Source organism: Holophagales bacterium, from assembly GCA_016719485.1.
GTDB lineage: Bacteria > Acidobacteriota > Thermoanaerobaculia > UBA5066 > UBA5066 > UBA5066.
This window is the reverse complement of sequence record JADJZB010000021.1, coordinates 152,836-176,383: the sequence shown is the minus strand read 5'-3', so window position 1 is coordinate 176,383 and position 23,548 is coordinate 152,836. Positions and strand designations below refer to the sequence as shown.

20 protein-coding genes and 2 pseudogenes are annotated in these 23,548 nt (G+C 70.2%); 11 read left to right on the top strand and 11 right to left on the bottom strand.

All coding sequences use genetic code 11. The annotated features are described in order from the left end of the window. Window positions 1-235 precede the first annotated feature (235 nt). On the top strand, window positions 236-673 hold the full coding sequence (locus IPN03_12700; protein MBK9374553.1) for a response regulator transcription factor: 438 nt from the start codon (window positions 236-238) through the stop codon (window positions 671-673). A 118-nt stretch (window positions 674-791) separates the two neighbouring features. Here IPN03_12700 and IPN03_12695 read toward each other — a convergent pair whose 3' ends face one another. After that, on the bottom strand, window positions 792-1,373 hold the full coding sequence (locus IPN03_12695; GenBank protein ID MBK9374552.1) for a hypothetical protein: 582 nt from the start codon (window positions 1,371-1,373) through the stop codon (window positions 792-794). A 49-nt stretch (window positions 1,374-1,422) separates the two neighbouring features. Between IPN03_12695 and IPN03_12690 the strand changes: the two genes are divergently transcribed. The 6 genes and pseudogenes from IPN03_12690 (at window position 1,423) to IPN03_12665 (ending at window position 7,628) form a co-directional block, all read left to right on the top strand. Continuing rightward, on the top strand, window positions 1,423-2,145 hold the full coding sequence (locus tag IPN03_12690) for a PepSY domain-containing protein (GenBank protein ID MBK9374551.1): 723 nt from the start codon (window positions 1,423-1,425) through the stop codon (window positions 2,143-2,145). A 41-nt stretch (window positions 2,146-2,186) separates the two neighbouring features. After that, a complete protein-coding gene (locus IPN03_12685; GenBank protein ID MBK9374550.1) occupies window positions 2,187-3,443 on the top strand; it encodes an alkaline phosphatase family protein in 1,257 nt (418 codons plus the stop codon). Further along, window positions 3,403-3,969, top strand: a complete 567-nt coding sequence (locus IPN03_12680) for a hypothetical protein (protein MBK9374549.1) — start codon at window positions 3,403-3,405, stop codon at window positions 3,967-3,969. Before IPN03_12685 ends, IPN03_12680 begins: the two co-directional genes overlap by 41 nt. An 84-nt stretch (window positions 3,970-4,053) precedes the next feature. Next, entirely contained in the window at window positions 4,054-5,133 is a 1,080-nt protein-coding gene (rsmH, locus tag IPN03_12675) for a 16S rRNA (cytosine(1402)-N(4))-methyltransferase RsmH (GenBank protein MBK9374548.1), read from the top strand. Window positions 5,134-5,142: 9 nt separating this feature from the next. Then, window positions 5,143-6,480, top strand: a complete 1,338-nt coding sequence (locus tag IPN03_12670) for an aminotransferase class I/II-fold pyridoxal phosphate-dependent enzyme (GenBank protein MBK9374547.1) — start codon at window positions 5,143-5,145, stop codon at window positions 6,478-6,480. Between the two features lie 42 nt (window positions 6,481-6,522). Further along, window positions 6,523-7,628: pseudogene (locus IPN03_12665) on the top strand (ATP-dependent 6-phosphofructokinase). A 51-nt stretch (window positions 7,629-7,679) separates the two neighbouring features. Here the strand turns inward: IPN03_12665 and IPN03_12660 are convergent. The 4 genes from IPN03_12660 to thpR form a co-directional block, all read right to left on the bottom strand. Continuing rightward, window positions 7,680-9,296 carry an FHA domain-containing protein gene (locus IPN03_12660; protein ID MBK9374546.1) on the bottom strand — a complete coding sequence of 539 codons (1,617 nt, stop codon included), beginning with the start codon at window positions 9,294-9,296 and terminating at the stop codon, window positions 7,680-7,682. Between the two features lie 14 nt (window positions 9,297-9,310). After that, the gene (locus IPN03_12655) at window positions 9,311-10,666 is read right to left on the bottom strand and encodes an acyl-CoA synthetase (GenBank protein MBK9374545.1); all 1,356 of its coding nucleotides are present in this window, start codon (window positions 10,664-10,666) and stop codon (window positions 9,311-9,313) included. 300 nt (window positions 10,667-10,966) lie between these two features. Beyond that, entirely contained in the window at window positions 10,967-12,106 is a 1,140-nt protein-coding gene (locus IPN03_12650; protein MBK9374544.1) for an acyl-CoA dehydrogenase family protein, read from the bottom strand. Window positions 12,107-12,142: 36 nt separating this feature from the next. Next, window positions 12,143-12,760, bottom strand: a complete 618-nt coding sequence (gene thpR / locus IPN03_12645) for an RNA 2',3'-cyclic phosphodiesterase (GenBank protein ID MBK9374543.1) — start codon at window positions 12,758-12,760, stop codon at window positions 12,143-12,145. Window positions 12,761-12,805: 45 nt separating this feature from the next. On the opposite strand from thpR, the gene IPN03_12640 reads away from it, so the two are divergent. Further along, window positions 12,806-14,245 (top strand): peptidase M64, encoded by a 1,440-nt coding sequence (locus IPN03_12640; GenBank protein MBK9374542.1) that lies wholly within the window; start codon window positions 12,806-12,808, stop codon window positions 14,243-14,245. 707 nt (window positions 14,246-14,952) lie between these two features. Here the strand turns inward: IPN03_12640 and msrA are convergent. From msrA to IPN03_12610, 6 genes and pseudogenes are all read right to left on the bottom strand, one after another. After that, window positions 14,953-15,607 (bottom strand): annotated as a pseudogene (gene msrA / locus IPN03_12635) (peptide-methionine (S)-S-oxide reductase MsrA). A gap of 78 nt (window positions 15,608-15,685) precedes the next feature. Beyond that, window positions 15,686-16,726, bottom strand: coding sequence for a class I SAM-dependent methyltransferase (locus IPN03_12630; GenBank protein ID MBK9374541.1), 1,041 nt, complete (start codon window positions 16,724-16,726; stop codon window positions 15,686-15,688). 12 nt (window positions 16,727-16,738) lie between these two features. Beyond that, on the bottom strand, window positions 16,739-17,305 hold the full coding sequence (locus IPN03_12625) for a DUF2062 domain-containing protein (GenBank protein MBK9374540.1): 567 nt from the start codon (window positions 17,303-17,305) through the stop codon (window positions 16,739-16,741). Further along, window positions 17,302-18,591: a class I SAM-dependent methyltransferase gene (locus tag IPN03_12620; protein MBK9374539.1), complete on the bottom strand. Its 1,290-nt coding sequence runs from the start codon at window positions 18,589-18,591 to the stop codon at window positions 17,302-17,304. Before IPN03_12620 ends, IPN03_12625 begins: the two co-directional genes overlap by 4 nt. Continuing rightward, window positions 18,588-19,370, bottom strand: a complete 783-nt coding sequence (locus IPN03_12615; GenBank protein MBK9374538.1) for a DUF1365 domain-containing protein — start codon at window positions 19,368-19,370, stop codon at window positions 18,588-18,590. Before IPN03_12615 ends, IPN03_12620 begins: the two co-directional genes overlap by 4 nt. Beyond that, window positions 19,367-20,623: an FAD-dependent oxidoreductase gene (locus tag IPN03_12610; GenBank protein ID MBK9374537.1), complete on the bottom strand. Its 1,257-nt coding sequence runs from the start codon at window positions 20,621-20,623 to the stop codon at window positions 19,367-19,369. Before IPN03_12610 ends, IPN03_12615 begins: the two co-directional genes overlap by 4 nt. Window positions 20,624-20,818: 195 nt before the next feature. On the opposite strand from IPN03_12610, the gene IPN03_12605 reads away from it, so the two are divergent. Genes IPN03_12605 through queE form a run of 3 tightly spaced genes read left to right on the top strand, consistent with a single transcriptional unit; the run spans window position 20,819 to window position 23,473 of the window. Continuing rightward, window positions 20,819-22,123 (top strand): HD domain-containing protein, encoded by a 1,305-nt coding sequence (locus tag IPN03_12605; GenBank protein ID MBK9374536.1) that lies wholly within the window; start codon window positions 20,819-20,821, stop codon window positions 22,121-22,123. Further along, complete coding sequence (queC, locus tag IPN03_12600; protein MBK9374535.1) at window positions 22,020-22,835, top strand: 7-cyano-7-deazaguanine synthase QueC; 816 nt, start codon at window positions 22,020-22,022, stop codon at window positions 22,833-22,835. Before IPN03_12605 ends, queC begins: the two co-directional genes overlap by 104 nt. Continuing rightward, the gene (queE, locus tag IPN03_12595) at window positions 22,832-23,473 is read left to right on the top strand and encodes a 7-carboxy-7-deazaguanine synthase (protein ID MBK9374534.1); all 642 of its coding nucleotides are present in this window, start codon (window positions 22,832-22,834) and stop codon (window positions 23,471-23,473) included. The genes queC and queE overlap by 4 nt, the downstream gene beginning before the upstream one ends. Window positions 23,474-23,548: the final 75 nt, after the last annotated feature.

Here is a 23,548-nt window from a genome sequence, read left to right as displayed (position 1 = left end):
GCCCGGCATGGACGCATCGGACAACCACGAAGATCTCCTCGAGCTCCTCTCCCGGAGCGGCAAGGCCGTCTTCGCCATCGACTCGTCTGACCGGATCGTCCTCTGGAACACCGGGGCCGAAAGGCTTCTGGGCTATCCGGCAGCCGACGTTCTCGGCCGAAGCTGCCACCAGGCGATGGCGGGCCGCGACGTCTACGGGAACCGCTACTGCTTCGGGGAGTGCCCGATCCTCCGGATGCGCGACCGGGGCGAAACGATCCAGCCGTTCGAGCTCGTCCTCGAGTCGCGCGAGGAAGGGCCGAAGAAGCTCCGCTGCTCGATTCTCTCCATTCCGGGCCAGCGCCCCGAGCTGACGACCCTCGTCCACATCCTCGCCGAGACGAACGGCGCCCACCCGGATCCGGGAAACGTCTTCGCCCGATTCTCGGGACCGATTTCACATCCCAGCCTGGCTCCGCTTCTGCCGCCCCGCCCGACCTCCTCGCCCCTCACCAAGCGCGAGCGAGAGGTCCTGCGCCTCTTGTCCGAGGGCAAGAAGACCGACGAGATGGGCGAACAGCTCTTCATCAGCGACGTGACCGTGAGGAACCACATCCAGAACATCCTCCGGAAGCTGAACGTCCACTCGAAGCTCGAAGCGGTCGTCTACGCCTACCAGAACCAGCTGATCTGAAGTACCGCAGGGGAACCCCGCGCCGACGGCGCGGCGGCCGCTGAAAGCGGCGAGGGCGGCGAGTCTCCCCGCCGCCCCCTTTCGAGCCCGCGAACGCCCTCCGGCGCCCGGGGGATTCCTACTTACCCTTCTCCAGCGACTTGACGACGTCCTCGAGGCCGTTCTCGATGGCGTCGCGCACCGTGGAGCCGCGCGACTTGTGGCGGATCTGGAAGACGATCTTCCCGGAGGAATCCTTCCCGATCAGCTCCTGGACCGCGCCCGGGTTGGCGTACCAGCCGCCCCAGAACCGCGCTGCGCCGCTCGGCTCCCAGGCGTGTACGACGTGGCCTTCGATCGTCAGGTCCGCCTTCCCGCTGGCGGACTCCCAGCCGAGCTTCGACCTCTGGATCCACTGTTCGGCGTATTCCTTTCCGTCCTCCGCGGCGCGCCGGGCTTCCCTGTCCTTCTCGTTGGAGGAAAAGTCCTTCACGGCCACCGACTTGTAGCTGCCTGCGGAATAGCCATCGAAGAAGACCCAGTCGGCCTCCTTTCCCTTCACGAGCTGGTCGTAATTCTTGAGCCAGGTCGTCGGCTCGTCCTTTTCCCTCGAGGCGTCGTCGTCCACGAATTTCTTTTCGGCCGCAAGGGCGGGGAGGGCGACGAGCGCCGCGAGAAGGACGAGGGCGGGAACGCGTAGCGGGTGCACGTTCAGTCTCATGGTGCGAATGCTCCTTCAGTTGCCGGGCCTTTTCTGTGATCTTAGCAACATGTTCGTCGCGCAGCCCCTCCGGGCGGCCCATCGGTTCGCCGGCCTCGTCCTCGTCGTGCCGCTGGTCCTCTGGATCGGCACCGGCCTCCTCTTTCACGTGAAGCCCGGCTGGGACGAGGCGTACGAGTCACTCGCGGCGCCATCGCCCGGCCCTCTCCCGTGGGAGCGGGTCGTCTTCTCGCCTGCCGCGGTGAAGGCCAGAGGCCTCCTCGACCCGGGCCCCGTCGCGCTCGCGCCTCATCCGTCCGGCCTCGTGGCGTGGTTCGGTCTCAGGGACGGCCGCCCGGCGGCCGTCGACGGAACGAGCGGCGAGCCGATCCCGCCCGCGAGCGAGGGCGCGGCGCGCGCCTTCGCCCTGGCGGCCATCTCCGCTTCGCGCCACGCGAAGTCCTACGGAACGATCGTCTCGGCGCAACCGGCCGAGCACCGGTCGGCCCTCACGGGCGTCGAGAACCCGGCGCTGCTCTTCAGGACCTCCGGCGCGAAGAACGTCCTCGTCGACCGCGTCACGGGCGAGGTCAGCCAGACCGGTGGCCTGAACGGTCGGATCGACCGCCTCTACCGGATCCACTACCTGCAGTGGACGCCCTGGAAGCCGGTCAACGTCGCGCTCGTCCTCGCCGCGTCGCTCCTCGTCATCTTCATCGCGGCGTCCGGCGTTCGTCTCGCCGTCACACGCCCTTCGAGGGGCCCGAACGGGAACGGCGCACCCGCGCCGTAGAATCGCCGGGAACCGCCCTGCCGGGCTGTTCCCACCACGAAATGAAGAACCTCCGCATCTCCTCCCTCGCCCTCGGCGTCTCCCTCGTCGTTTCTTTCCTGGCGCTTGCGCAGGCTGCCCGAAAGCAGGCCTCCACTCCTCCGGCCCAGTCACCGAAGCTGGCGGTCCTCGTCTCGGTGGACGGCCTCCAGATGAAGCGCCTCCTCGACTACCGGCCCTACTTCGTCGCCGGGCTCAAGCGCCTCCTCGACGAGGGGCACGTCGAGAGAAACGTGCACTACGCGCACCTGAACACCGAGACCGGCCCGGGCCACGCATCGCTCGGAACGGGGGCGCCGCCACGCGTCACCGGAATCGTCGCGAACCGGTGGTTCGAGCCGCGCGCCGACGGGTCGCTTCGCGCGGTTTACTGCACCGACCAGCAGTTCGTCGACCCGGAGACGCAGGACGACGTCTTCCTGCCCGGACCTGGGAGCCTGCGCGTCCCGACTCTCGGCGACCGCCTGTTGGAACGCTATCCCGAGGCCCGGGTCGTCGCCCTTTCGGGCAAGGACCGGGCGGCGATCTTCATGGCGGGAAAGCGGCGCGAGCACGCCGTCTACTGGTGGGACCAGGTCACGGGCCGATTCGTCAGCTCGCCGGCGTACGACACGAGGTCGCCCGGAGGCTCCGTCGTATCGAAGGTCGTCTCCCAGTTCAACAGGACCCGCGCGGGAGGGCAGCTTCCCCGCCGGCTCGGCCTGGCGTGGCGGAAGATGGCCGACCCGCTCTTCCCTGCCGGGACCTCCGCCTCGGCGGTCCGGGCCGTTCCTGCGTTCGAGATCCGGCCGTTCCAGATCCCGGTAAACGGGCTCGGCTGGGACAAGGACATGTCCCTCGCCTCGAACGGCTACTACCACGGCATCTACTACAGCCCGTTCATCGACGAGCTGACGATGGACCTCGCCCTCGAGGTGCTGGCGTCGAAGGACCTCGAGCTCGGACACGAGCCGCAGCCGGATATCCTCAGTCTCGGGCTTTCGGGCCAGGACACGGTCTCGCACGCCTACGGCCCGGAGTCCGAAGAGAACCTCGACACGCTCCGGCGCCTCGACGTTCAGCTCGGCCGCCTTTTCGAGGCGCTCGACCGCGGCTTCCCGGAAGGGAAGAGTGATTCTCGCCCTCTCGGCCGACCACGGCTTCCAGACGATCCCCGAGCTCGAGGCGCGACGCGACAAGTCCTTCACGGGCGGCCGGGTCCTTTCCGGGAACGGCGCAGTGACCAACTTCGAGGAAAGGCTGAACCGATACCTCTGTGAAGAGCTCTGCATTCCGCTCGACGCGAGGCCGATCTTCGGGAACGAGGGGTTCGACCTGAAGTACAACCTCCCCGCCCTCCCGGCGATGCTCACCGTCGCCGGACCGTGCGGACCGGCCGGACGCGCCGTCACCGCGGCCGACATCGACCGCGTCCTCCCGGGCGCGATCGCGCGACTCCACCACGAGGAGTTTCGGACCGTCCTCCTCGCTTCGCAGCGGGCGACCTGGGATCCGGCCGACCGCGACGTCCGATTCGCGATGAACGACTACGACCCGGTCCGCTCGGGCGAGGCGATCCTGATCCCACGCCGGGGCGTCATCGTCTACCCGGACGCACGCGGAAGCACGCACGGGTCGCAATACGAGTACGACACGAACGTCCCGCTCGTCTTCTGGGGTGGCGGGGTCAAGGCCGGCGTTTCCGACGCCGAGCGGACACCCTACGACTTCGCCCCGACCGTCGGCAGGCTCCTCGGAGTCGCGCTCCCCGACGCGGTCGGCACGGCGGTCGACCTGCCGCGCTGAGCGAAGCGTTCGCCCCCACCGGAGCCGCTGTTCGCGCGCGGCTCCGGTGGAGCGCGGCTCGCCCGCCGGCCCGGACGTCGCACAATCGGCCTCGTGGACGACACTCCCCACCGTCGCCGCCCTCGATACGCTGGCCGCAATCCGCGCCGCTTCGACGAGAAGTACAAGGAGCGCGACCCGGCCCGCTTCCCCGAGACCGTCGCGAAGGTCGTCTCGTCCGGGAGGACCCCGGCCGGCTCCCACCGTCCGGTCCTCGTCGAAGAAATCCTGGCGGCGCTTCGCCCCGAGCCGGGCCTCGTCGCCGTCGACGCGACTCTGGGCCACGGAGGCCACGCGGCCGAGCTCCTGCCCCGCCTCCTGCCGGGCGGTCGCCTGATCGGTCTGGACGCCGATCCGCTGGAGCTGCCGAAGACGGAGGCGCGCCTTCGCAGGCTCGGTTTCGGCAAGGAGACCCTGACCGTCCGGCGTTCGAGCTTCGCGGGCCTGCCGAAGGTCCTCGGAGAGCTCGGGCTCCCCTCGGTCGACCTCGTCCTCGCCGACCTCGGCGTCTCTTCGATGCAGCTCGACGACCCGGCGCGCGGCTTCACGTTCAAGGCGGACGGCCCGCTCGACATGAGGATGAACCCCTCTCGCGGCCTCTCCGCCGCCGAGCTCGTCGCCCGGGTTTCCCGGGAGCGCCTCGCGGCCCTCCTCCGCGAGAACTCCGACGAGCCCCACGCCACCGGAATCGCCGCCGCCCTCGTGGCCGCCCGCGCCCGCACGCCGATCACCACGACCCTCGCCCTCGCCGCCGCCGTCCGCGAGGCCCTGTCGTCCCTGCCCGCGCGGGTGAGGGACGAGGCGGGTGACGACCCGGTGCGGCGAACGTTCCAGGCGCTCCGGATCGAGGTGAACGACGAGCTCGGCGCGCTCCGCGCGTTCCTCGCCGCGCTCCCGTCCTGCGTCGCGCCGGGCGGGCGCGTCGCGATCCTGACGTTCCACTCCGGAGAGGACCGGCTCGTGAAGAAGGCGTTCCAGGCAGGGGCCCGCGACGGTATCTGGGCCGGTTGGTCCCGCGAGCCGGTCCGCCCCGGCCCGGAGGAGCTGCGGGCGAACCCGCGCTCCCGTGCCGCCAAGCTGCGAACGGCTCTCCGCGCCGGGGCCGCCGGCGGCCGCGCGTCATAAGATCTCGCCATGCTGACTGCAGAGTGCACGATCCCGAAGACCCGTCTCGGAACGGCCCGCTGGGAATGGTGGGACTGGTGGCTCGACCGCAAGACCCGCTGGGTCCGCGACGAGGTGAAGCAGCTCGACGAGGGCGTCTTCCGGACGCTCGCGGCAGGAACCGGTCTCCCCGTCATTCACCAGCGCTCCACGTTCGCGTTCAAGGACGTCCGAGACGGTGCCGATCGCTTCCTCGGGATGGCCAAGGGAGGCGAGCGCCCCTACGCCCGCATCTACACGCGTCTGGGCAACCCGACGACCGAGTACCTCGAGAGGGTCCTCTTCCAGCTCGAGGCGCACCACGTCATCGAGAAGGCGCTCGCCGTGGACGAGAAGGAGCCGACGATCGGCGCGCTCATCTTCGGATCGGGAATGGGGGCGATCTCCACGCTCGCCCTCGCCGTCTGCCGCTCGGGAGACGCCATCCTCGCCGGGAACGTCTACGGCTGCACCGACAGCCTCTTCCGCGGCCTCGGGAAGTTCGGCGTCGAGGCCGTCTTCTGCGACATGGGAAACGTGGCGGCCGTGGAGGCGGCGCTCGAGGCGCACCCGAACGTCGCGATGATCTTCCTCGAGTCGCCCGAGAACCCGACGCTGCGCATCGCCGACATCGAGGCGATCTCGCGGCTCACCGAGCCGCGGGGAATCCTCCTCGTCGTCGACAACACGTTCTGCTCGCCCTACCTGCAGCAGCCGTTCCGCCTCGGGGCCGACCTCGTCATGCACTCGCTGACGAAGTTCGTGAACGGCCACTCCACGTCGGTCGGCGGCGCGCTCCTCGGCCCGTTCCGCTTCATGCGGAACGACTTCTTCCCCTGGTACAAGGACATCGGCGCCACGCCGTCGCCCTTCGACTCGTGGCTGAACGGGATGACGATCCAGAGCCTCGCCCCGCGAGAGGCACAGCAGAGCGAAACGGCGCTCCAGATCGCCCGGTTCCTCTCGACCCACTCGAAGGTCGCCTCGGTCGCCTACCCCGGCCTCCCCGACTTCCCCCAGGCGGACCTCGTGAAGCGGCAGATGCGCTCCGGCGGGGCGATCCTGACGTTCGAGGTGAAGGGGGGCGTCGCCGCCGGCGAGACGGTGATGAACTACTTCGGCAGGAAGGACACGCCGATGGAGCTCGCGGTCTCCCTCGGCTCGTGCATCACCTACATCCAGCACCCGGCATCGATGACCCACGCCGTCGTCCCCGAGGCGGACCGGCTCGCGCGGGGCATCACCCCCGGGCTCATCCGCCTCGCGGTCGGCGTCGAGGGCGGGGACGTCCTGATCGAGCACCTGAACCGCGCGCTCGACCTGACCTGAGATCGACGCAGAGCAGTCGTCGGAGAGAGAAGGGGCGAAACGATGGCTCGAATCCGCAACATCGCGATCAACACCGGCGGAGGCGACGCTCCCGGCCTGAACGCCGTCATCTGCGGCGCCGTGAACGCCGCCATCAACAGGGGCTGGCGCTGCTTCGGCATCCGGGACGGCTTCAACGGCCTCATGTTCCCCGAGCAGTTCCCGGCGGGGGCCTGATCTCCCTGACGCGCGAGCGGGTCGAGGGAATCACCTCTCTCGGCGGGACGATCCTCGGCACGACGAACCGCGGCAATCCCCTCCGCTTCCCCGTGAAGCAGGCCGACGGAACGACGATCGAGGTCGACCGGACCGACGAGCTCGTGAGGTGCTTCGCCCTCCACGACATCGACGCCCTGATCTCCATCGGCGGCGACGGATCGCTCGCCATCGCGAACGCCCTCGCGAAGAAAGGGCTGCGCGTCGTCGGCGTCCCGAAGACGATCGACAACGACCTCGACAAGACGATCATCACGTTCGGGTTCGACACGGCAGCCTCCTTCGCGACGGAGTCGATCGACCGCCTCCACTCCACCGCCGAGGCGCACCGCCGGATCATGGTCGTCGAGGTGATGGGGCGGTACGCGGGGTGGATCGCGCTCAACGCCGGCATCGCCGGCAACGCCGATGCCATCCTCATACCCGAGATTCCGTACGACCTCCAGAAGGTCGCCGAGCACCTCCGCCGCGGCGAGGAGGCGGGACAGAAGCACGCCATCGTCGTCGTGGCGGAGGGGGCGAAGCCGAAGGGGGGGACGATCTCCACGCTCGGTCCCCGCGAGGCGGGGGCCATGGAACGGCTCGCCGGGGCGGGCGAGCGCGTGATGAAGGGGCTCGAGGAGCTGACGGGGCGCGAGGTGCGGACCGTCGTCCTCGGCCACCTCCTCCGCGGCGGCTCGCCGTCGAGCTTCGACCGGCTCCTCGCGCTCCGGTTCGGTGCGGCGGCCGTGCGCGCCCTCGACTCGGGGCACAGCGGTGTGATGGTCGCCCTCGCGCCGCCGACGGTGAACTACGTCCCGCTCGAGGAGGCCACGAACCGGATGAAGACGGTCCCTCTCGACTCCGACACCATGCTCACCGCGCGGGACCTCGCCATCAGCTTCGGAGACTGACGCACCCGCGGGAACGGGGAGAGAACCCGTTCCCGTCCCTCTTGCCCGGCCTCAGGGCCGGACCGGAGCGTCCGGCGAAGGCACCCTCTCCACGCCGACCGTCTCTTCCGGCGCCGCCCACCGCACGCGATGGAGAAGAAGCGGCTCCGTCTTTCCCTTGACGGCGACGGGCGGAAGCTCCTCGAGGGCGAACCGCGCCGTCCTGAGCCGCCGGCGTGTCGCCTCCGAGATCAGGACCTCGCCCTCCTGCGCCGCCGTGCAGACCCGGGCCGAGACGTTCGTCGTGTCGCCGATGGCCGCGAACTGGACGTAGTCCGGCGACCCGATGTTTCCGAACGCGACGGGCCCCGAGTTCAGGCCGACGTGGATCTCCAGCCGGTGGTCCTCTCCCCAGGCCGCATTCAGCTTCGCGAGGGCGCTGCGCATCTCGAGCGCGGCCGCGAGCGCCCGGTCGGCGTCGTCGTCGTGGGGCGTCGGGACGCCCCAGATCGCCATGAGCGCGTCGCCGATGTACTTCTCGAGCGTCCCCTCGTGCCGGAAGACGATCTCGGCCATCACCGGGAAATAGCGGTTCAGGAGGTCGACGACCTCGCGGGGGGCCAGCTTCGAGGACATCGCGGTGAAACCGCTGATGTCCGAGAAGAGGACCGTCACGTCGGCGTCGCGCACCTGGGCCCCGAAGTCGGCCGAGCCCATGAGCGGACCGACGACGGACGGCGGGAAGAAGCGCAGGAGGCTCGACCGGCGCACCGCCTCCTCCTGGAGCTTTCCCGTGAGCCTCGCGTTCTCGATCGCCTGCGCCGCCTGGCTTCCGAACGCGCCGAGGAACTCGAGGTCTTCCGGCCCGTAGCGGTTCGGGATGGAGCGGTGGTCGACGTAGAGGACGCCGAGGATCCGGTCGGCGACCTTCAGCGGCGCCGCCATCGAGGAGCGTATCGACTCTCCCGCGACCGTCGCCGACCCGGCGAAGCGAGGGTCGACGAGGGCGTCGTCGCTGACGAGCCCCTCTCCCCTCTCGAAGACGTGCCTCACGATGCTCCGGCTGAAGAACGAGTCGGTCTCGGACATCGTCTTCCGCGACCGGACGACCTTGGCGACCGGCTCGGGAGAGCCCTCCTCCACGAGGAGGAGCGCCACACGGTGGACGTCGAGGATCTGGAGGAGAAGCTCGACGATCCGCGGAAGGACCGCATCGACCGGCTCGGGCGAGGAGAGGATCTGGCTGACCGTCAGCAGGATCTTCAGCTTCGCCTCGGAGCGCTGCATCGGCAGCGCCCCGCGCAGCTGGATGGCCGACGTCTTGTCGATCTCGGCTCCCGCGCCGATGAGCGCGTGGAGCGTCAGCTCGGGCGAGGAGAAGCCGGGCTGGACCGTCCGGCGCTCTTCCTCGAAGCGGAGCGGGAGCTCCCCGAGCTGCACCGCGTCCCCGTGCTTCAGGCGGCACTGCAGGACCCTGAGCCCGCCGACGAACGTCCCGTTCCGGCTCCCGAGGTCGAGGACGCTCGAGCCTCCTTCCTCCACGTCGATCCGCGCGTGGAAGCGGGACAGGCTCGCGTCGTGGAGGACGACGTCGTTCTCGCGGGAACGGCCGATGGAGTTGCCGCCGGGCTTCAGGGGCAGGCGCTCCTCGGGGGCGCCGCCGGCCGGTTTACGAACGAGAAAAGGCATGGGCTGACCGGATTCTAGCGGCGGTTCGCTTCTGCGGAGAAAAGCGACTTCACGGCGGACTTCGTCACCTTGCCCATCGCGTTGCGGGGGAGCTCGGAAACGACGACGAGCCGCGACGGCACCTTGTAGGGAGCGAGCCGGTCGCGGGCCCAGGCGCGCAGGGCCTCGAGGGCCGGCGGGTCCCCCTCGACGACGATCGCCGCCGCGACCCGCTCCCCCCACTCCTCGTCGGGCAGGCCGACGACCGCCACGTCGCGAATCGCCGGGTGAAGCCTCAGGGCGTCCTCGATCTCCAGCGCCGAGAGCTTGTAGCCACCGGACTTGAGGATGTCGGTGGAGGCGCGGCCGAGGATCCGGAACACGCCGTTCTCGCGGGCTGCGACGTCGCCGGTGAGGAACCAGCCGCCATCAAAGGCCCGGGTCGTCTCTTCCGCCCTGTCGTGGTACTCCCGGAAGAGCGTCGGTCCCTTCACCCGCAGCTCCCCCGGCGCACCGTCCGCGCACTCCTGCCCCGCCTCGTCGACGAGCCGGACGTCGACGAGAGGGAGCGGCGACCCGACCGTGCCCGCGAGCCGCGCGCCGCGCAGCGGGTTCGAGAGCGCCATGCCGATCTCCGTCATCCCGTACCGCTCGAGGAGCCGGTGTCCCGAGAGCTCCTCCCACCTCGCGAAGAGTGGCGAGGGGAGCGCCGCAGAGCCCGAGACCATGAGACGCAGCCGCCGGCACGCCGCGCTCCGGCGGGCGCGGGTCGCCCCGTTCGCGGCCGACCACGCGGCGGCGAGCTTCGCGTAGACCGTCGGAACCGCCATGAAGACCGTCAGCCCGCCCTCCTCGAGCCGCCGCCAGCACACCTCCGCGTCGAACCCCGGGAGCATCTCGACGCGCGCCCCGTTCGCGAGGGCGCAGAGCGTGACGTTCACGAGCCCGTGCGTGTGGTGGAGCGGCAGGACGTTCGGAATCGCGTCGTCGGCGCTCCAGTCCCACGCCTCCGAGAGCGAGGCGACCTGCGCCGCGAGGCTTCCGTGCGTGTGGACGGCTCCCTTCGGCTTCCCCGTCGTTCCGCTCGTGTAGAGGATCAGCGCGCGGCCGTCGGGAGGGGGCGCCGGACCCCGCCCGCGTAATGCCGGGACCCGTGCGGCGGCCGCGTCCTCGACGGAGAGGAGCCGGATGCCCCGCTCGGCCGCGATCGGCCCAACCCGCGCCGCATTCTCCGCGTCGGCGAGGACCTGCGTCACCCCCGCGTCGTCGAGAACGTGGGCGTGCTCGGCGGGCGGGTGAGAGAGAGCGAGCGGGACCGCCGCCCCGCCGGCTCGCCACGCGCCAAGGAGGGCCACGACGAACGGAAGGCCGGGCGCGGTGAGGATCGCCACGCGCTCCTCTCCGAGCGGGGGCCCCCCGGCCCCCCCCCCCCCCCCCCCCCCCCCCCCCCCCCCCCCCCCCCCCCCCCCCCCCCCGCCCCCCCCCCCCCCCCCCCCCCCCCCCCCCCCCGCCGCCCCCCTCACCGGCAGCCCGCGGTCGCGCGAGCAGGCCGTCCCGGAGGCCCGCCGCTGGCGGCGGCTGGAAGAACGAGTCGAGGGGATGCCCCGGAACCGTAGGTCGTCGTTGCCGCGGTCCCGCGAGTCGACGACCGGCGTCCCCCGCGCCGGCGCGCGATCCTGCTCCCGGAGCCCTCAGCGCTCGAAGATCTCCTTGCAGATGATGAGCCGCTGGATCTGGCTCGTCCCCTCGTAGATCTGGTAGATCTTGGCGTCGCGCATCAGCTTCTCGACCGGGTACTCGTGCGAGTAGCCGTAGCCGCCGTGAACCTGGACGGCGTCCGTCGCGACCTTCATCGCCATGTCGGCGCAGAAGGCCTTCGCCATCGCGGCGTACTTCGTGTTCCGCTTCCCGTTGTCGATCGCCCACGCGGCGAGCCGGACGAGGTGGCGCCCCGCCTCGATCTGCATCGCCATGTCCGCGATCATGAAGCTGATCGCCTGGTAGGCCGCGATCGGCAGGCCGAACGTCTTCCGTTCCTTGGCGTACTTGATCGCCTCGTCCATCGCCCGCTGCGCCAGGCCCACGGCACCCGAGGCGACCGGCGGCCGGGTGTGGTCGAACGCCGACATGGCGATCCGGAAGCCGTCCCCTTCCTTGCCGAGGAGGTACTTCGCCGGGACCTTCACCTCCTCGAACGTCAGGCCGCGCGTGTCGCTCGCCCTCTGCCCGAGGTTCCACTCCTTCTTGCCGACCGTGATCCCCGGGGTGTCCGCCGGGACGAGGAAGCCCGACATCCCCTTGTGCTTCTTCTCCTGGTCGGTGTAGGCGAGGACGAAGTACCAGTTCGCGACGCCGCCGTTCGTGATCCACGCCTTCGCGCCGTCGATGACGTAGTCGTCGCCCACCTTGCGGGCCTTCGTCCGGATACCTGCGACGTCGGAGCCGGCGCCCGGCTCGGTGACGGCGTACGCGGCGAAGAGCGGCTCGGCCGTCAGGCGCCCGAGGAACTCCTTCTTCTGCTCGTCGTTGCCGGCGACGATGACCGGGGCCGCCGCGAGGGCGTTCGCCTCCATCGCGGTCGCGATGCCGGTGCACCCCCAGGCGAGCTCTTCCGTGATGATGCAGCCGTCCAGCGTCCCGAGGCCCATGCCGCCGTACTCGGGCGGGACGTGGGTGTTCATCAGGCCGAGCTCCCACGCCTTCTTCGCGATCTCGCGCGGGAACTCGCCCGTCTCGTCGTGGTGCGCCGCCTTCGGCGCCATCTCCTCGCGCGCGAACTTCCGGGCCAGCTCCTGAAGGGCCTGCTGTTCCTCGGTAAGGGAGAAGTCGATCATCGTGTTCTCCTCGTTCCGGCCCGGAAGGGGCCTCTATTGCGGTGCGGCAGAGGATTCTATCGCCACGCGGAGGAGTTCCGAATGATCGGCCCCGCGAGACGTCAGCTCGCTCCGGAAGAGGACGAGAGACGAGACGGAAACCACGCCAAACGGCTCCGGAGGAACGGTCTCGAGCGCCCGCGCCAGGCGCCGCCCGGTGTCAGGGTCCTTCACGCGCGCGAGGGTCAGGTGGGGGGAGAAAGGACGTTCCTCGCGTCGGAACCCCGCCGCGGTGAACGCCTCCTCGACGGCCGATGCGAGGGCCGACAGCGCATCGGCCCCGTCGCCACACCCGGCCCACAGCACCCGCGCGGACCCCCGCGACGGAAACGCGCCGAGCCCCTCGAGACCGAGACGGAACGGGGCCGCAGGCACGGGGCTCTCCGTCACGGCCCTCGCGGCCGCGATGGCCACGATGGCCGCGGAGGTCGCCGCCTTCGCCGCCGCCACGCGCTCCTCCTCGATCTCCCCGAGGAACTTCAGCGTGAAGTGCAGCTGGGACTCCGGGATCCACCGGAGACCGGGCAGGGGCGGGACGAGGCTCCGCGCCCCGGCGAGCCGGCGCTTCACGACGGGGTCCTCGACCGGGACCGCGACGAACGCACGAATCACCAGGCAAGAATAGTCCCGTCCGTTACGATCTCCCCGAGGTCCCGAATGAGTACTCGCACGCTTCTCGCTTTCGGCGCCGCGGCCCTGCTCCTCACGGTCTCTCCAGGGGCGCCGAGCGCGCCCGCCGACACGGCGCTCCTCGACTCCTTCACGCCGCAGACGATGCGCATCGACCTCCTCCACACCGGCGGCCACGGCGTCGAGATCGTCGCTGTCGACCGGGTCGTGAACGACGGGCCCTGGGCCGGGAGCCTCTCGACCGCCGACGACGGGCTCGGCCTCGGGCATTACCGGTTCGAGGTCCTCGAGCCCGCGACCGGCCGCCTCCTCTACGCTCGCGGCTACTCTTCGATCTTCGCCGAGTGGGAGACGACGGCCGAGGCGAAGACGTCCCACCGCACCTTCCGCGAGTCGCTCCGCCTCCCCTGGCCGCTGAGGCCCGTCCAGGTCCTTCTGAAGAAGCGCGATCGCCGGAACCTGTTCCGGGAGGTCTTCTCGACACTCGTCGATCCCGCCTCTGCCGACGTCAACCCCGCCCCGCCCCCGAAGGTCGGTACGGTCTGGACCGTCTTCGAGAGCGGCCCGCCGACGGAGAAGGTCGACCTCCTCGTCCTCGGCGAGGGGTACGCCGAGAAAGACCTGCCGAAGTTCCGCTCCGACGTGAAGCGGATGGTCGACACGCTCTTCCGCTACGAGCCGTTCAAGAGCCGCAGGGCCGACTTCAACGTCCGCGCCCTCGACCTCTCCTCCGGAGAAGGGGGCGCACACCGTCCGCAGTCGAAGCTCTTCCGCCGCACACCCCTTCAGGTCCAGTACAACATCTTCGGCTCCGAGCGGTACGTCCTGACCTACGACGACCGCGCGCTGCGCGACGCGGCGGCGCAGGCGCCGTACGACGTCCTCGAGATCCTCGTCAACGACGCGCAGTACGGCGGCGGCGGCATCTACAACCACCAGGCGACCGCCTCGGCCGACACCGGTTTCGCCGAGTACGTCTTCGTCCACGAGTTCGGCCACCACTTCGCCGCCCTCGCCGACGAGTACTACACCTCCGACGTCGCCTACGAGACCGGCGCGGCCGACCTGCCAGAGCCGTGGGAGATGAACGTCACCGCCCTGAAGGACCCCGCCACTCTCAAGTGGAAGGACCTCGTCGCGGCCGCGACGCCGCTCCCGACGCCGTGGTCGAAGGAGGCCTTCGAGAAGACCTCCCGCGACTTCCAGGCGCGCCGCAAGGCGCTCCTGGCCGCCGGCGCGTCGCCCGCCGCCATCGACGACCTCTTCCGCGAGCAGAAGAAGGTCGAGGCGGCCTTCTTCGCGAAGGAGAAGTTCATGGGAAAGGTCGGCGCCTTCGAAGGGGCCGCCTACGAGCCCAAGGGCCTCTACCGTTCCTCCGCCGACTGCATCATGTTCACCCGCACCGACGCCGGCTTCTGCCCCGTCTGCCGCCGCGCCATAGAGAGGGTCATCGACAGCTACCGGTAGCCAGGGGGTCCTACCCCCAGAGAGACGAGGCATCGGACAGGCCACCTCACATTGCCGCGCAAATCGCGGGTGGGAGGGATGCCCCACGGCGGCTCCTGTGCTCCCGCGACCCGCATCGGCCCCACTGCGCGGGCCGCCGGGGCGAGCTCAAACTCCTCGCTCCGCTCGTCAAACACGTGAGCTCGCCTGATCCGGCGGCCTGCTCGCGGAGCCGTGCGGGGCCCCGCGGGTGCTCGGACGCCGCTCGCGGGGCACCCCTCCCGCCCGCTCACACCCATTCGATGCGCAGAGACAGGGAAACCGCCCGTGGCCGCGATCCGGGAGATCAGGCTCGTAGCACGATCTTGAGCCTCTCTACTGTTTGATCGCGCGGCCCCCGAAAGCGCCTCCCTGCGGATCGCTGAAGCTCGCCGGCCGCGGGAGGGGCGGTGCGTCTCGCGAGCCGCCCTCGAGCACGCCCGGGGACCCGCTCGAGTTCGCGAGGACCGGGCGGGGATCAGGCCCGCGCGCGTGTCTGACGAGCGAAGCGAGGAGTTCGCGCGGGCCCCCCGACCGGCCGCAGCGAGATCGGAAGCGGGTCGGGCGCGCGCAGCAGGCGGCCGTGAGACGTACCGCACCGCTCGCGGCCCCCCGCGGAATCGACGAGACCTTTCGGTTGCGGGTCCTCCGGGTCCCGTAGATCCTGGTCTTCTCCTCCAGGTCCCTCTTCAGCCCCGAACCCCGGTGCCCACCGGGCACGCGATCCCGATCCCGCCGAGGCCGCAGTAGCCGCCCGGGTTCTTCGCGAGGTACTGCTGGTGGGCATCCTCGGCGTAGTAGAGAGGGCCCGCCGGCCGGATCTCGGTCGTTATCGGGTCGTAGCCCCGCGAGGAGAGGACGTCCTGGTAGGCGTCGCGCACCGCGACGGCGGCGCGCGCCTGGGCGTCACCGTGGGTGTAGATCACCGAGCGGTACTGCGTGCCGACGTCGTTGCCCTGCCGCATCCCCTGCGTCGGGTCGTGCTTCTCGAAGAAGAGCTTCAGGAGCTGCTCGAAGGAGACCTGCCCCGGGTCGAAGACGACGAGGACGACCTCGGCGTGCCCCGTGCGGCCCGTGCAGAGCTCCTTGTACGTCGGGTTCGGGGTTGAGGCCCCCCGCGTAGCCCACCGCGGTCGTGTAGACGCCCGCCAGCGTCCAGAACGTCTTCTCGGCGCCCCAGAAGCAGCCCATGCCGAAGACGGCCTGCTCGAGGCCGGCAGGGAACGGCGGGAGGATCTCCCGTCCGTTCACGAAGTGCCGGTTCGTCACGGGCATCGGCGTGCTGCGCCCCTCGAGTGCGTCCTCGGAATCGGGAAGGCGGAGCTTGCTCTTGTCGAACAGCATGGCGTCACCTCCGGGTCGGAATGGACACGAGTCTAACCGCGGAAACGGCGGATTCCGCCCGCCGCGGCGACGGTCCCCTCAGGCGTATCGGCGCCGCAGCCGGTAGTGGGAGACCATCCACTCGTTCCCGCCCCCGTGTGCGAAGAGCTCGGCGCAGGCCATGAAGAAGAGCCTCCACTCGACGACCTTTCGCCGCGCGACCCCCGGCCCGTAGGCCTTCGCGAAGAGCTGCTGCGCCGCTCTCCTGTTCCGGTCGAGGTTCGCGAGCCACGCCTCGGCGGTGCGCGCGTAGTGCGTGCCGTTCACGCGCCAGCGCTCCTCCACGAAGAGGTGCTCGGGGAAGCGGAGGAGGAGGTGGTCGGAGGGCATCAGGCCCCCGGTGAAGAAGTTCCGCGCCATCCAGTCGCTCTCGTCCCGCGCGACGTACGGATACGAGACGTCCCGGTGCGAGAAGACGTGGAGAAAGAGACGACCGTCGGGCTTCAGCCACGAGGCGATCCGGCCGAGGAGCTCGGGCCAGTTGCGCATGTGCTCGAACATCTCGACCGAGACGACCCGGTCGAACGCGGGACCCGTCGCCGGGTCGAAGACGTTCATGTCGCACGTGACGACCTTGAGATTCGTCAGGTTTCGCTCCGCCGCCTTCCCCTCGATGTACTCCCGCTGGTCCTTCGAGTTCGACACCGCGACGATGCGCGACTCCGGATACCGCTCCGCCATCCAGAGCGTGAGCGAGCCCCACCCGCACCCGAGCTCGAGGACGTTCTGCCCGTCGGCCAGGCGCGCCCGCTCGCAGGTGAGGGCGAGCATCGCCGCCTCGGCGGCGTCGAGCGTCGCAACCCCTTCCGAGAACAGGCCAGAGGAGTATTTCCGATGGGCGCCGAGGACGAGCTCGTAGAAGGCGGGCGGCACCTCGTAGTGCTGCTCGTTCGCCTCGACGGTCGCCATCGCGACCACGCTCTCGCGCATTTCCCGGATGAACCGCTCCTCGCGGGCGAGCGCCTCCTGGGCGTCGTCCGCCCTCTCGTCTGCGAGACGTTGCCGGAGGAGCTCGCGAATCTTCCGGCGCACGAGGGCGTCGGGAAGGAGCCCACGTTCGAGCCACGGTTCGTACCACATCGAAGTCAGCTCTCAATCGGGAGCCGGAAGACGAGCGCCTCGGCGTTCATCCGGCTCCTCGACGACGGCGACAGGAACGGCCCCGAGAGCGGGCTCGGATCCCACCGCGGTCCCGGATCGCAGCCGCCGCGCGACGCTCCTGAGAACGGGCCGGAGGGCGAAGAAGACGACGGCCACGATGACAGGCGCCGTGAGGAACCAGGCCCCGAGCGCCTGGAGCGTCACCCGCCACAGGGCCCCGAAGGCCTCCGCTGGTCTCGACGTGACGAAGACGGCGAGCTCCTGAGCCGACATGTGGATGGCCGCGCCTCCGAACAGGATCCTCCCCAGCCTGAGATACGGGACGATGAAGGCGAGCTGGAGCGGAAACGAGAGGTAGTTGATCGCCTGGATGAGGGGCTGGTTGAGCCGCAGGACGATCGCGGCCGTCGTGCACAGGATCGTCGTCGTCCCGACGACCGGGATGACGGCGATCGCGAGGCCGACGGCGATCGTCAACGCGATCGCGTCGGGAGAGAGGCCCTGCGTCAGCTGCTCGAGGACCGGGCGAACGAGACGCCGGCGCAGGAACTCGATCACGCCCGGTCCGTGGCGCCCGGGACCGGCCCGAGGGCGCGGTTCCCGGAACGGGTCAGGACGAGCTGGACGTCGCCGAGGTGCCGCGTGGCGAAGCCCCCCTCGCAGTAGGAGAGGTAGAAGTCCCAGAGCCGCACGAAGCGCTCGTCGTAGCCGAGCTCTCGCACTCGCGGGAGGTTCGCGAGAAACGCCGCGCGCCAGCGGCGGAGGGTCTCGGCGTAGTGGGCGCCAACGTCCTCGAGGTGGTGGATCAGAAGGCGCGAGCGCGCCGCGACGGCCGAGGCGATCGCGCCGACCGACGGGCAGTGGCTCCCGGGGAAGACGTGCTTCTGGATGAAGTCGGGGCGCCTCAGGAGGCGTTCGTGACGGTCGTCCGGCACGGTGATCGACTGGATGACGGCGATGCCCTCCGGGGCGAGAAGGCGATCCACCGTCTCGAAGTAACCGGGGAGGTAGCGGTAGCCCACCGCCTCCAGCATCTCGATCGACACGACCCGATCGTACGTCTTCCCCTCGGCGGGCAGGTCCCGGTAGTCGACGAGGCGGATCTCGACCCGGTCCGAGAGGCCCTCCCGCTCGACCCGCTCCCGGGCCCAGAGGGCCTGCTCGGCCGAGAGGGTGATACCAGTGACACGCGCCCCGTACTCCCGGGCGGCGAGACAGGCGAACGAGCCCCAGCCGCAACCGATCTCGAGGACGTGGTCCCCCGGGCGGATCCGCGCCTTCTCCGCGATCCGCCGGAGCTTCTTCCGCTGGGCCTCCTCGAGCGTTTCGCGTCCCGTCTCGAAGAGCGCACAGGAGTACGTCATGGACGGGTCGAGGAAGAGTCGGTACAGGTCGTTGCCGAGGTCGTAGTGCGCCCGGATGTTCCGTCGCGACCCGGCGCGGGTGTTCCGGTTCAGGGCGTGGAAAAGGCGGTTGCCGGCGCTGGCCACGCGCGTCAGCCACGTCTCGCGGTCGAAAAGCGTGGCGTTGGCGACGAAGAGCCGGACGAGGCCCGGCAGGTCGTCCGTCGACCACTCGCCGTCGAGGTACGCCTCGGCGGCCCCGAGGTCGCCTCCGAGGACGAGCGCGCGCAGCGGACCCCAGGAGTGCGCCTCGAGACGGATCGGACGGGCCCCCTCGCGGCCGAAGCGCCTCGTCGTCCCGTCGGGAAGCGTCAGCACGACAGACCCCCCTTCGAGCCCTTCAAGGGCGCGAAGTACGAGCCGCGTCGCGATGCGGTCGAGGGCTCCCGGGGCGGAGCTCTCGGGGACGAGGGTGTCGGAGGTGGTGTCGAACGACGTCACGCGGCTCTCCTCGAGTGGATCAGTCCGGCCGGGGGCTCGGGACGGGTGAAGACGGGAACGTTCTTGAACCAGAGCTTCAACGCCTGCCAGTGGATCCAGGCGATGACCCGGGCGGGCATCAGGGGGTTGAGGAGGAGAGCGCGGGCGAGGGCCCGGGTCGTGAGCGGCACGCGGCGCGCGGTGAAGGTGGCGTCGAAGACCTTCTCCCCGTCCTGGAAATCGTCGACGTGGACGGCGAGGCTCTCGCCGGGAAGCGAGAGGTGGAACTCGTATTCCAGCTTCATGGGGAGGAACGGGGAGATGTGGAAGACTTTCGGGAAGCGGGGCGTCGAGATCCCCCTCTCTACCCCGCGCCGGTTCAGGACGTAGCCGAAGGTCTCACCGAACGTGTTGTTGATCTCGGCGACGGCGAGGTCGAGCCGCCCGTCGCCACCGAAGACGTAGTAGGTGTTCACCGGGTTGAAGGCGTATCCGAGGACGCGGACGTGCGTGAGGAGAAAGACCCGCCTCCTCCCGAGCGCGATTCCCTGCGCTGCGAGCCATTCCCGCAGCTTCTCCTTGATCGGCCGCTCCCCGGGCCCCATGTAGTCCCTGTCATACAGCGCGTTCAACCCTCGGCCGTTGTGCCGGAAGAGGCCGACCTCCGCCTCGATCCGCGGCAGCTCGTCGAGGTCGAGATAGAGCTCGTAGACCGGGTAGGAGAAGGCGTGCGCCTTCGGGGAGAGGCGCCGGTGTCGCACCGTCCCCTCGTAGATGCAGGAGGCGAGAGGCGGCGTCACAGCGGCTCCGCCCCGAGCGAGGCGGCGACAGCCAGGCCGGAGGCCAGGCCGTCTTCGTGGAAGCCGTAGCCGAAGTAGGCGCCGCAGAACCACGTGCGGAGGTTCCCGTTCAGCGCCGGCAGCTCGGCCTGCGTCGCCACGCTCTCGCGGGTGAAGATCGGGTGGGTGTACGTGAGCCTCCGCGCCACCGCCCCCGCTGCCGGTTCCCGCGTGGGGTTCAGGGAGACGATCCACTCGGTCTTCGTGGGAAGCCCCTGGAGGCGGTTGATCCAGTAGTTCAACGTGGCGGACGCCCAGGGCCGGGCGCAGTCGTCGAGGTGGTAGTTCCACGCCGCCCGCGCCCCGCTCCGGCGTGGGAGGAAGGACGGGTCGGAGTGGAGGAGCGTCTCGTTCGTCGAATAGCGCCAGGCGCCCAGCAGCCGCGCCTCGTCCGCCGTCGGCTCCTCGAGCATCGCGAGGGCCTCGTCGGCGTGCGCGGCGATCACGACCCCGTCGAACCGCTGCGCACCGCCGTCGGCGAACACGAGCTCGACGCCGTGAGCGTCGCGCCGCACGGTCGCGACGGGGCTTGCGAGGTGGATCCGGTCCCGGAACGGGGCCGTCAGGCGCTGCACGTACTCGCGGCTCCCGCCGTCGACCGTCCGCCACTGGAACTGGGTCGTCACGCCGAGGAAGCCGTGGTTGAGGAAGAACCGCACGAGGGTCGCCGCCGGGAACGTCTCCATCGCCGCGGGGCCCGACGACCAGACCGACGCAGCCATCGGAACGAGGTAGTGATTCCGGAAGGCGGCTCCATACCGCTCGCGATCGAGATACGCCGAGAGGGTAAGCGACTCCGCTCCCGGTTCGTCGAGGAGCCGGGGCGCTTCCCGGTTGAAGCGCGCGATCTCGAGGAGCATCCCGTGGAACGAGGGGCGGAGGAGATTCGAAGGCTGGGCGAAGACTCCAGAGAGGCCCGTACCGCACCACTCGAGGTCGCATCGCTCGCAGCGGACGGAGAACGACATGTCGCTCGCCTTCGTCGGGACGCCGAGCCTGGCGAAGAGCTTCACGAGGTTCGGGTAGGTGACCTCGTTGTAGACGAGGAAGCCCGTGTCGACCGGCACCTCACGGTCCCCGTCCGCGACATCCACCGTGTGGCTGTGCCCTCCCGGGCGCCCTTCCCGCTCGAACACCCGTACGTCGTGCCTTCCGTGCAGGAGCGACGCGGCCGAAAGACCCGAAATGCCCGTTCCGACGATCGCGATCTTCAAGATCCCCCCGTTCTTCCCTCCCCCTACGAAACGGATCGACGGATGGGATTGCACCCGGGACGCCCGTCCGGTCTGCCGCTTTCCGATCCGCTCCGCCGCTCCCGACCGGGGTACGATGATCGGACAGTTCCCATCCCGTCGACGAAGCGCAGGCGAAAGGTTCCTCGCCGCGAGAGGGCTTCGGAGGTGCTGCTGATGAGACGGACTCCGGGAGATCCGGCCCAAGAATCCACGGATCCGGAGCTCGAGCGGATCGACCTGAACGAGGTCGTGCTCGCACTCTCGGACGCCCTCGACCTCGTCGGAACCCAGATCGTCCAGCACGGCAAGCGGGTCGCCTTCATGGCCGCCGCGTGCGGCCGGTCCCTTTCCCTCGAGGAGGGAGAACGGAACGATCTTCTTCTCGCCGCCGTACTCCACGACTGCGGCGTCTCCTCGACGCGGCTTCACAGTAAGCTCCTCGACGCGGATCTCTCCTTCGAGGACGCCCACGGCCACGCCGACGCGGGCGGCGACCTCCTCGCGCGGTTCGAGCCGCTGTCGCGCATCGCCGCCATCGTCCGGCTGCACCACACCCCGTGGGACTCTCCCGCCACCCCTGAGCCTGGCCCGCGGACCGCTCTCCTCGCGAACCTCGTCTTCCTCGCCGACCGGGTCGACGCTCTTCTCCAGGGCCACAGGGATCGCGACCCTCTCCTCCAGGCGGACGAGATTCGTCGATGGGTCTTCGCGCGCTCGGGGACGAGCTTCGCGGAAGAGGCCGTGGGCGCCTTCCTGCAGGCCTCGGCGGCCGAGGCGTTCTGGCTCACGCTCGAGCCGCATCACCTCGAGCGCGCCCTGCGGGACGAGATGCGCATCGCTCATCACCGGACCGTCCCTCTCTCGAGCCTGGCGGACCTCGCGCAGCTCTTCGCCGGCATCGTGGATCGCAAGAGCCCGTTCACGGCCTCCCACTCCACCGCCGTGGCCCGGCTCGCCGCCCTGCTCGGACGCCTCGCCGGACTCGGAGAGGGGACCTGCGCGAAGCTGAGGATCGCCGGCCTTCTCCACGACCTCGGGAAGCTCCGGGTCCCCGACGAGGTCCTCGAGAAGACCACCCCTCTCGACGAGGGTGAGTTCGCGACGATCGAGCGTCACGCCTTCGAGACGTTCCAGATCCTTCGCCGGGTCGAACCCCTCCGGGAGATCGCCGGCTGGGCCGGGTACCACCACGAGGGGCTGATCGGGAAAGGCTACCCGTTCAGGGTCCGGGCCGACGAGATCCCGCTTCCAGCCCGCCTCCTGGCCATCGCCGACGTCTTTCAGGCGCTCGCGCAGGACCGCCCCTACCGGGGCGCGCTCGGCGCCGGGGAGATCCTCGGGCACCTCCGCCGTTTCGTGGAAGCGGGCAAGCTCGATGCAGGCGGCGTCGACCTCGTCGCAGACCACCTGGAGGAGTGCTTTCGCGCCGCGACGCTCGACGCCGAGGGGGCCGCCGGCTTCCAGACGGGCGTGGTATGACGCGCCGGTGACGCTCCGCCCCCCCGCCGTCGTCCTCCTCTCGGGCGGCCTCGACTCGGCCACCGTCCTGGCCATCGCCCGGCGCGACGGCTTCGCCCCCTACGCACTCAGCTTCCGCTACGGCCAGCGGCACGCCCTCGAGCTGGCCGCGGCCGGGCGCGTCGCGAATGCGCTCGGGGCCGAGCGGCACGTCGTGGCGACGATCGACCTCGGCCTCTTCGGCGGCTCGGCCCTCACCGCCGACCTCGACGTCCCGAAAGACCGCCCCGCGGACGAGATGGCGCACGGCATCCCGATCACCTACGTCCCGGCACGCAACACCGTCTTCCTCTCCTTCGCACTCGCGTGGGCGGAGGTCCTCGGGGCGTTCGACCTCTTCGTCGGCGTCAACGCCCTCGACTACAGCGGCTACCCCGACTGCCGGCCCGAGTACGTCGCCGCGTTCGAGGCGCTGGCGAACCTCGCCACGCGCGCCGGCGTCGAGGGGACCGGGCGCTTCCGCGTCCGGGCGCCGCTCATCGAGATGACGAAAGCCGAGATCATCCGGACCGGGGTCTCCCTCGGCGTCGACTACGGGCTCACCCTGAGCTGCTACGAGCCGTCGCCGGTCGGCGCTCCGTGTATGCGCTGCGACTCCTGCCAGCTCCGGGCGAAGGGCTTCCGCGAGGCGGGACTCCCCGATCCGGCGCTCGATCGGACGGGCCTCCGTTGAGCTACGCCGTCAAGGAGGTCTACTACACCCTCCAGGGGGAAGGGGCGCAGACCGGACGGGCGGCCGTTTTCCTCCGCTTCGCGGGCTGCAACCTCTGGTCGGGACGCGAGGAGGACCGCGATGCGGCGACGTGCCGCTTCTGCGACACCGACTTCGTCGGCGTCGACGGCTCCGGGGGTGGACGCTTCCCCGATGCCGCAGCGCTCGCCGCCGCGGTCTCGGCCACCTGGGCCGCCCCGAGGCCCGATCGGGGCCGGCCCCTCGTCGTCTGCACGGGGGGCGAGCCCCTTCTCCAGGTCGACGTCGCTCTCCTCGCGGCTCTGCACCGCGAGGGCTTCGAGATCGCCGTCGAGACGAACGGCACGCGTGAGGCGCCCCCGGGCATCGACTGGATCACCGTCAGCCCGAAGGCAGGGGCCGAGCTCAGGCTCACCGCCGGTCACGAGCTGAAGCTCGTCTTTCCGCAGGCCGGCGCCGAGCCGGAGCGGTACGAGGCCCTCGCCTTCGCGAGCTTCTTCCTCCAGCCGATGGACGGTCCCGGGCGCGACACGAACGTCGCCTCCGCCGCGGCGTGGTGCCTCGCGCATCCCCGCTGGCGCCTCAGCCTCCAGACCCACAAGCTCATCGGTCTGCGCTGACCGGAATCGGGCACGACGAACCGGGCGCCAGAGAAAAGGGAAAAGGAAGCTCCGCGCTTCCGACCGGGTCACGGG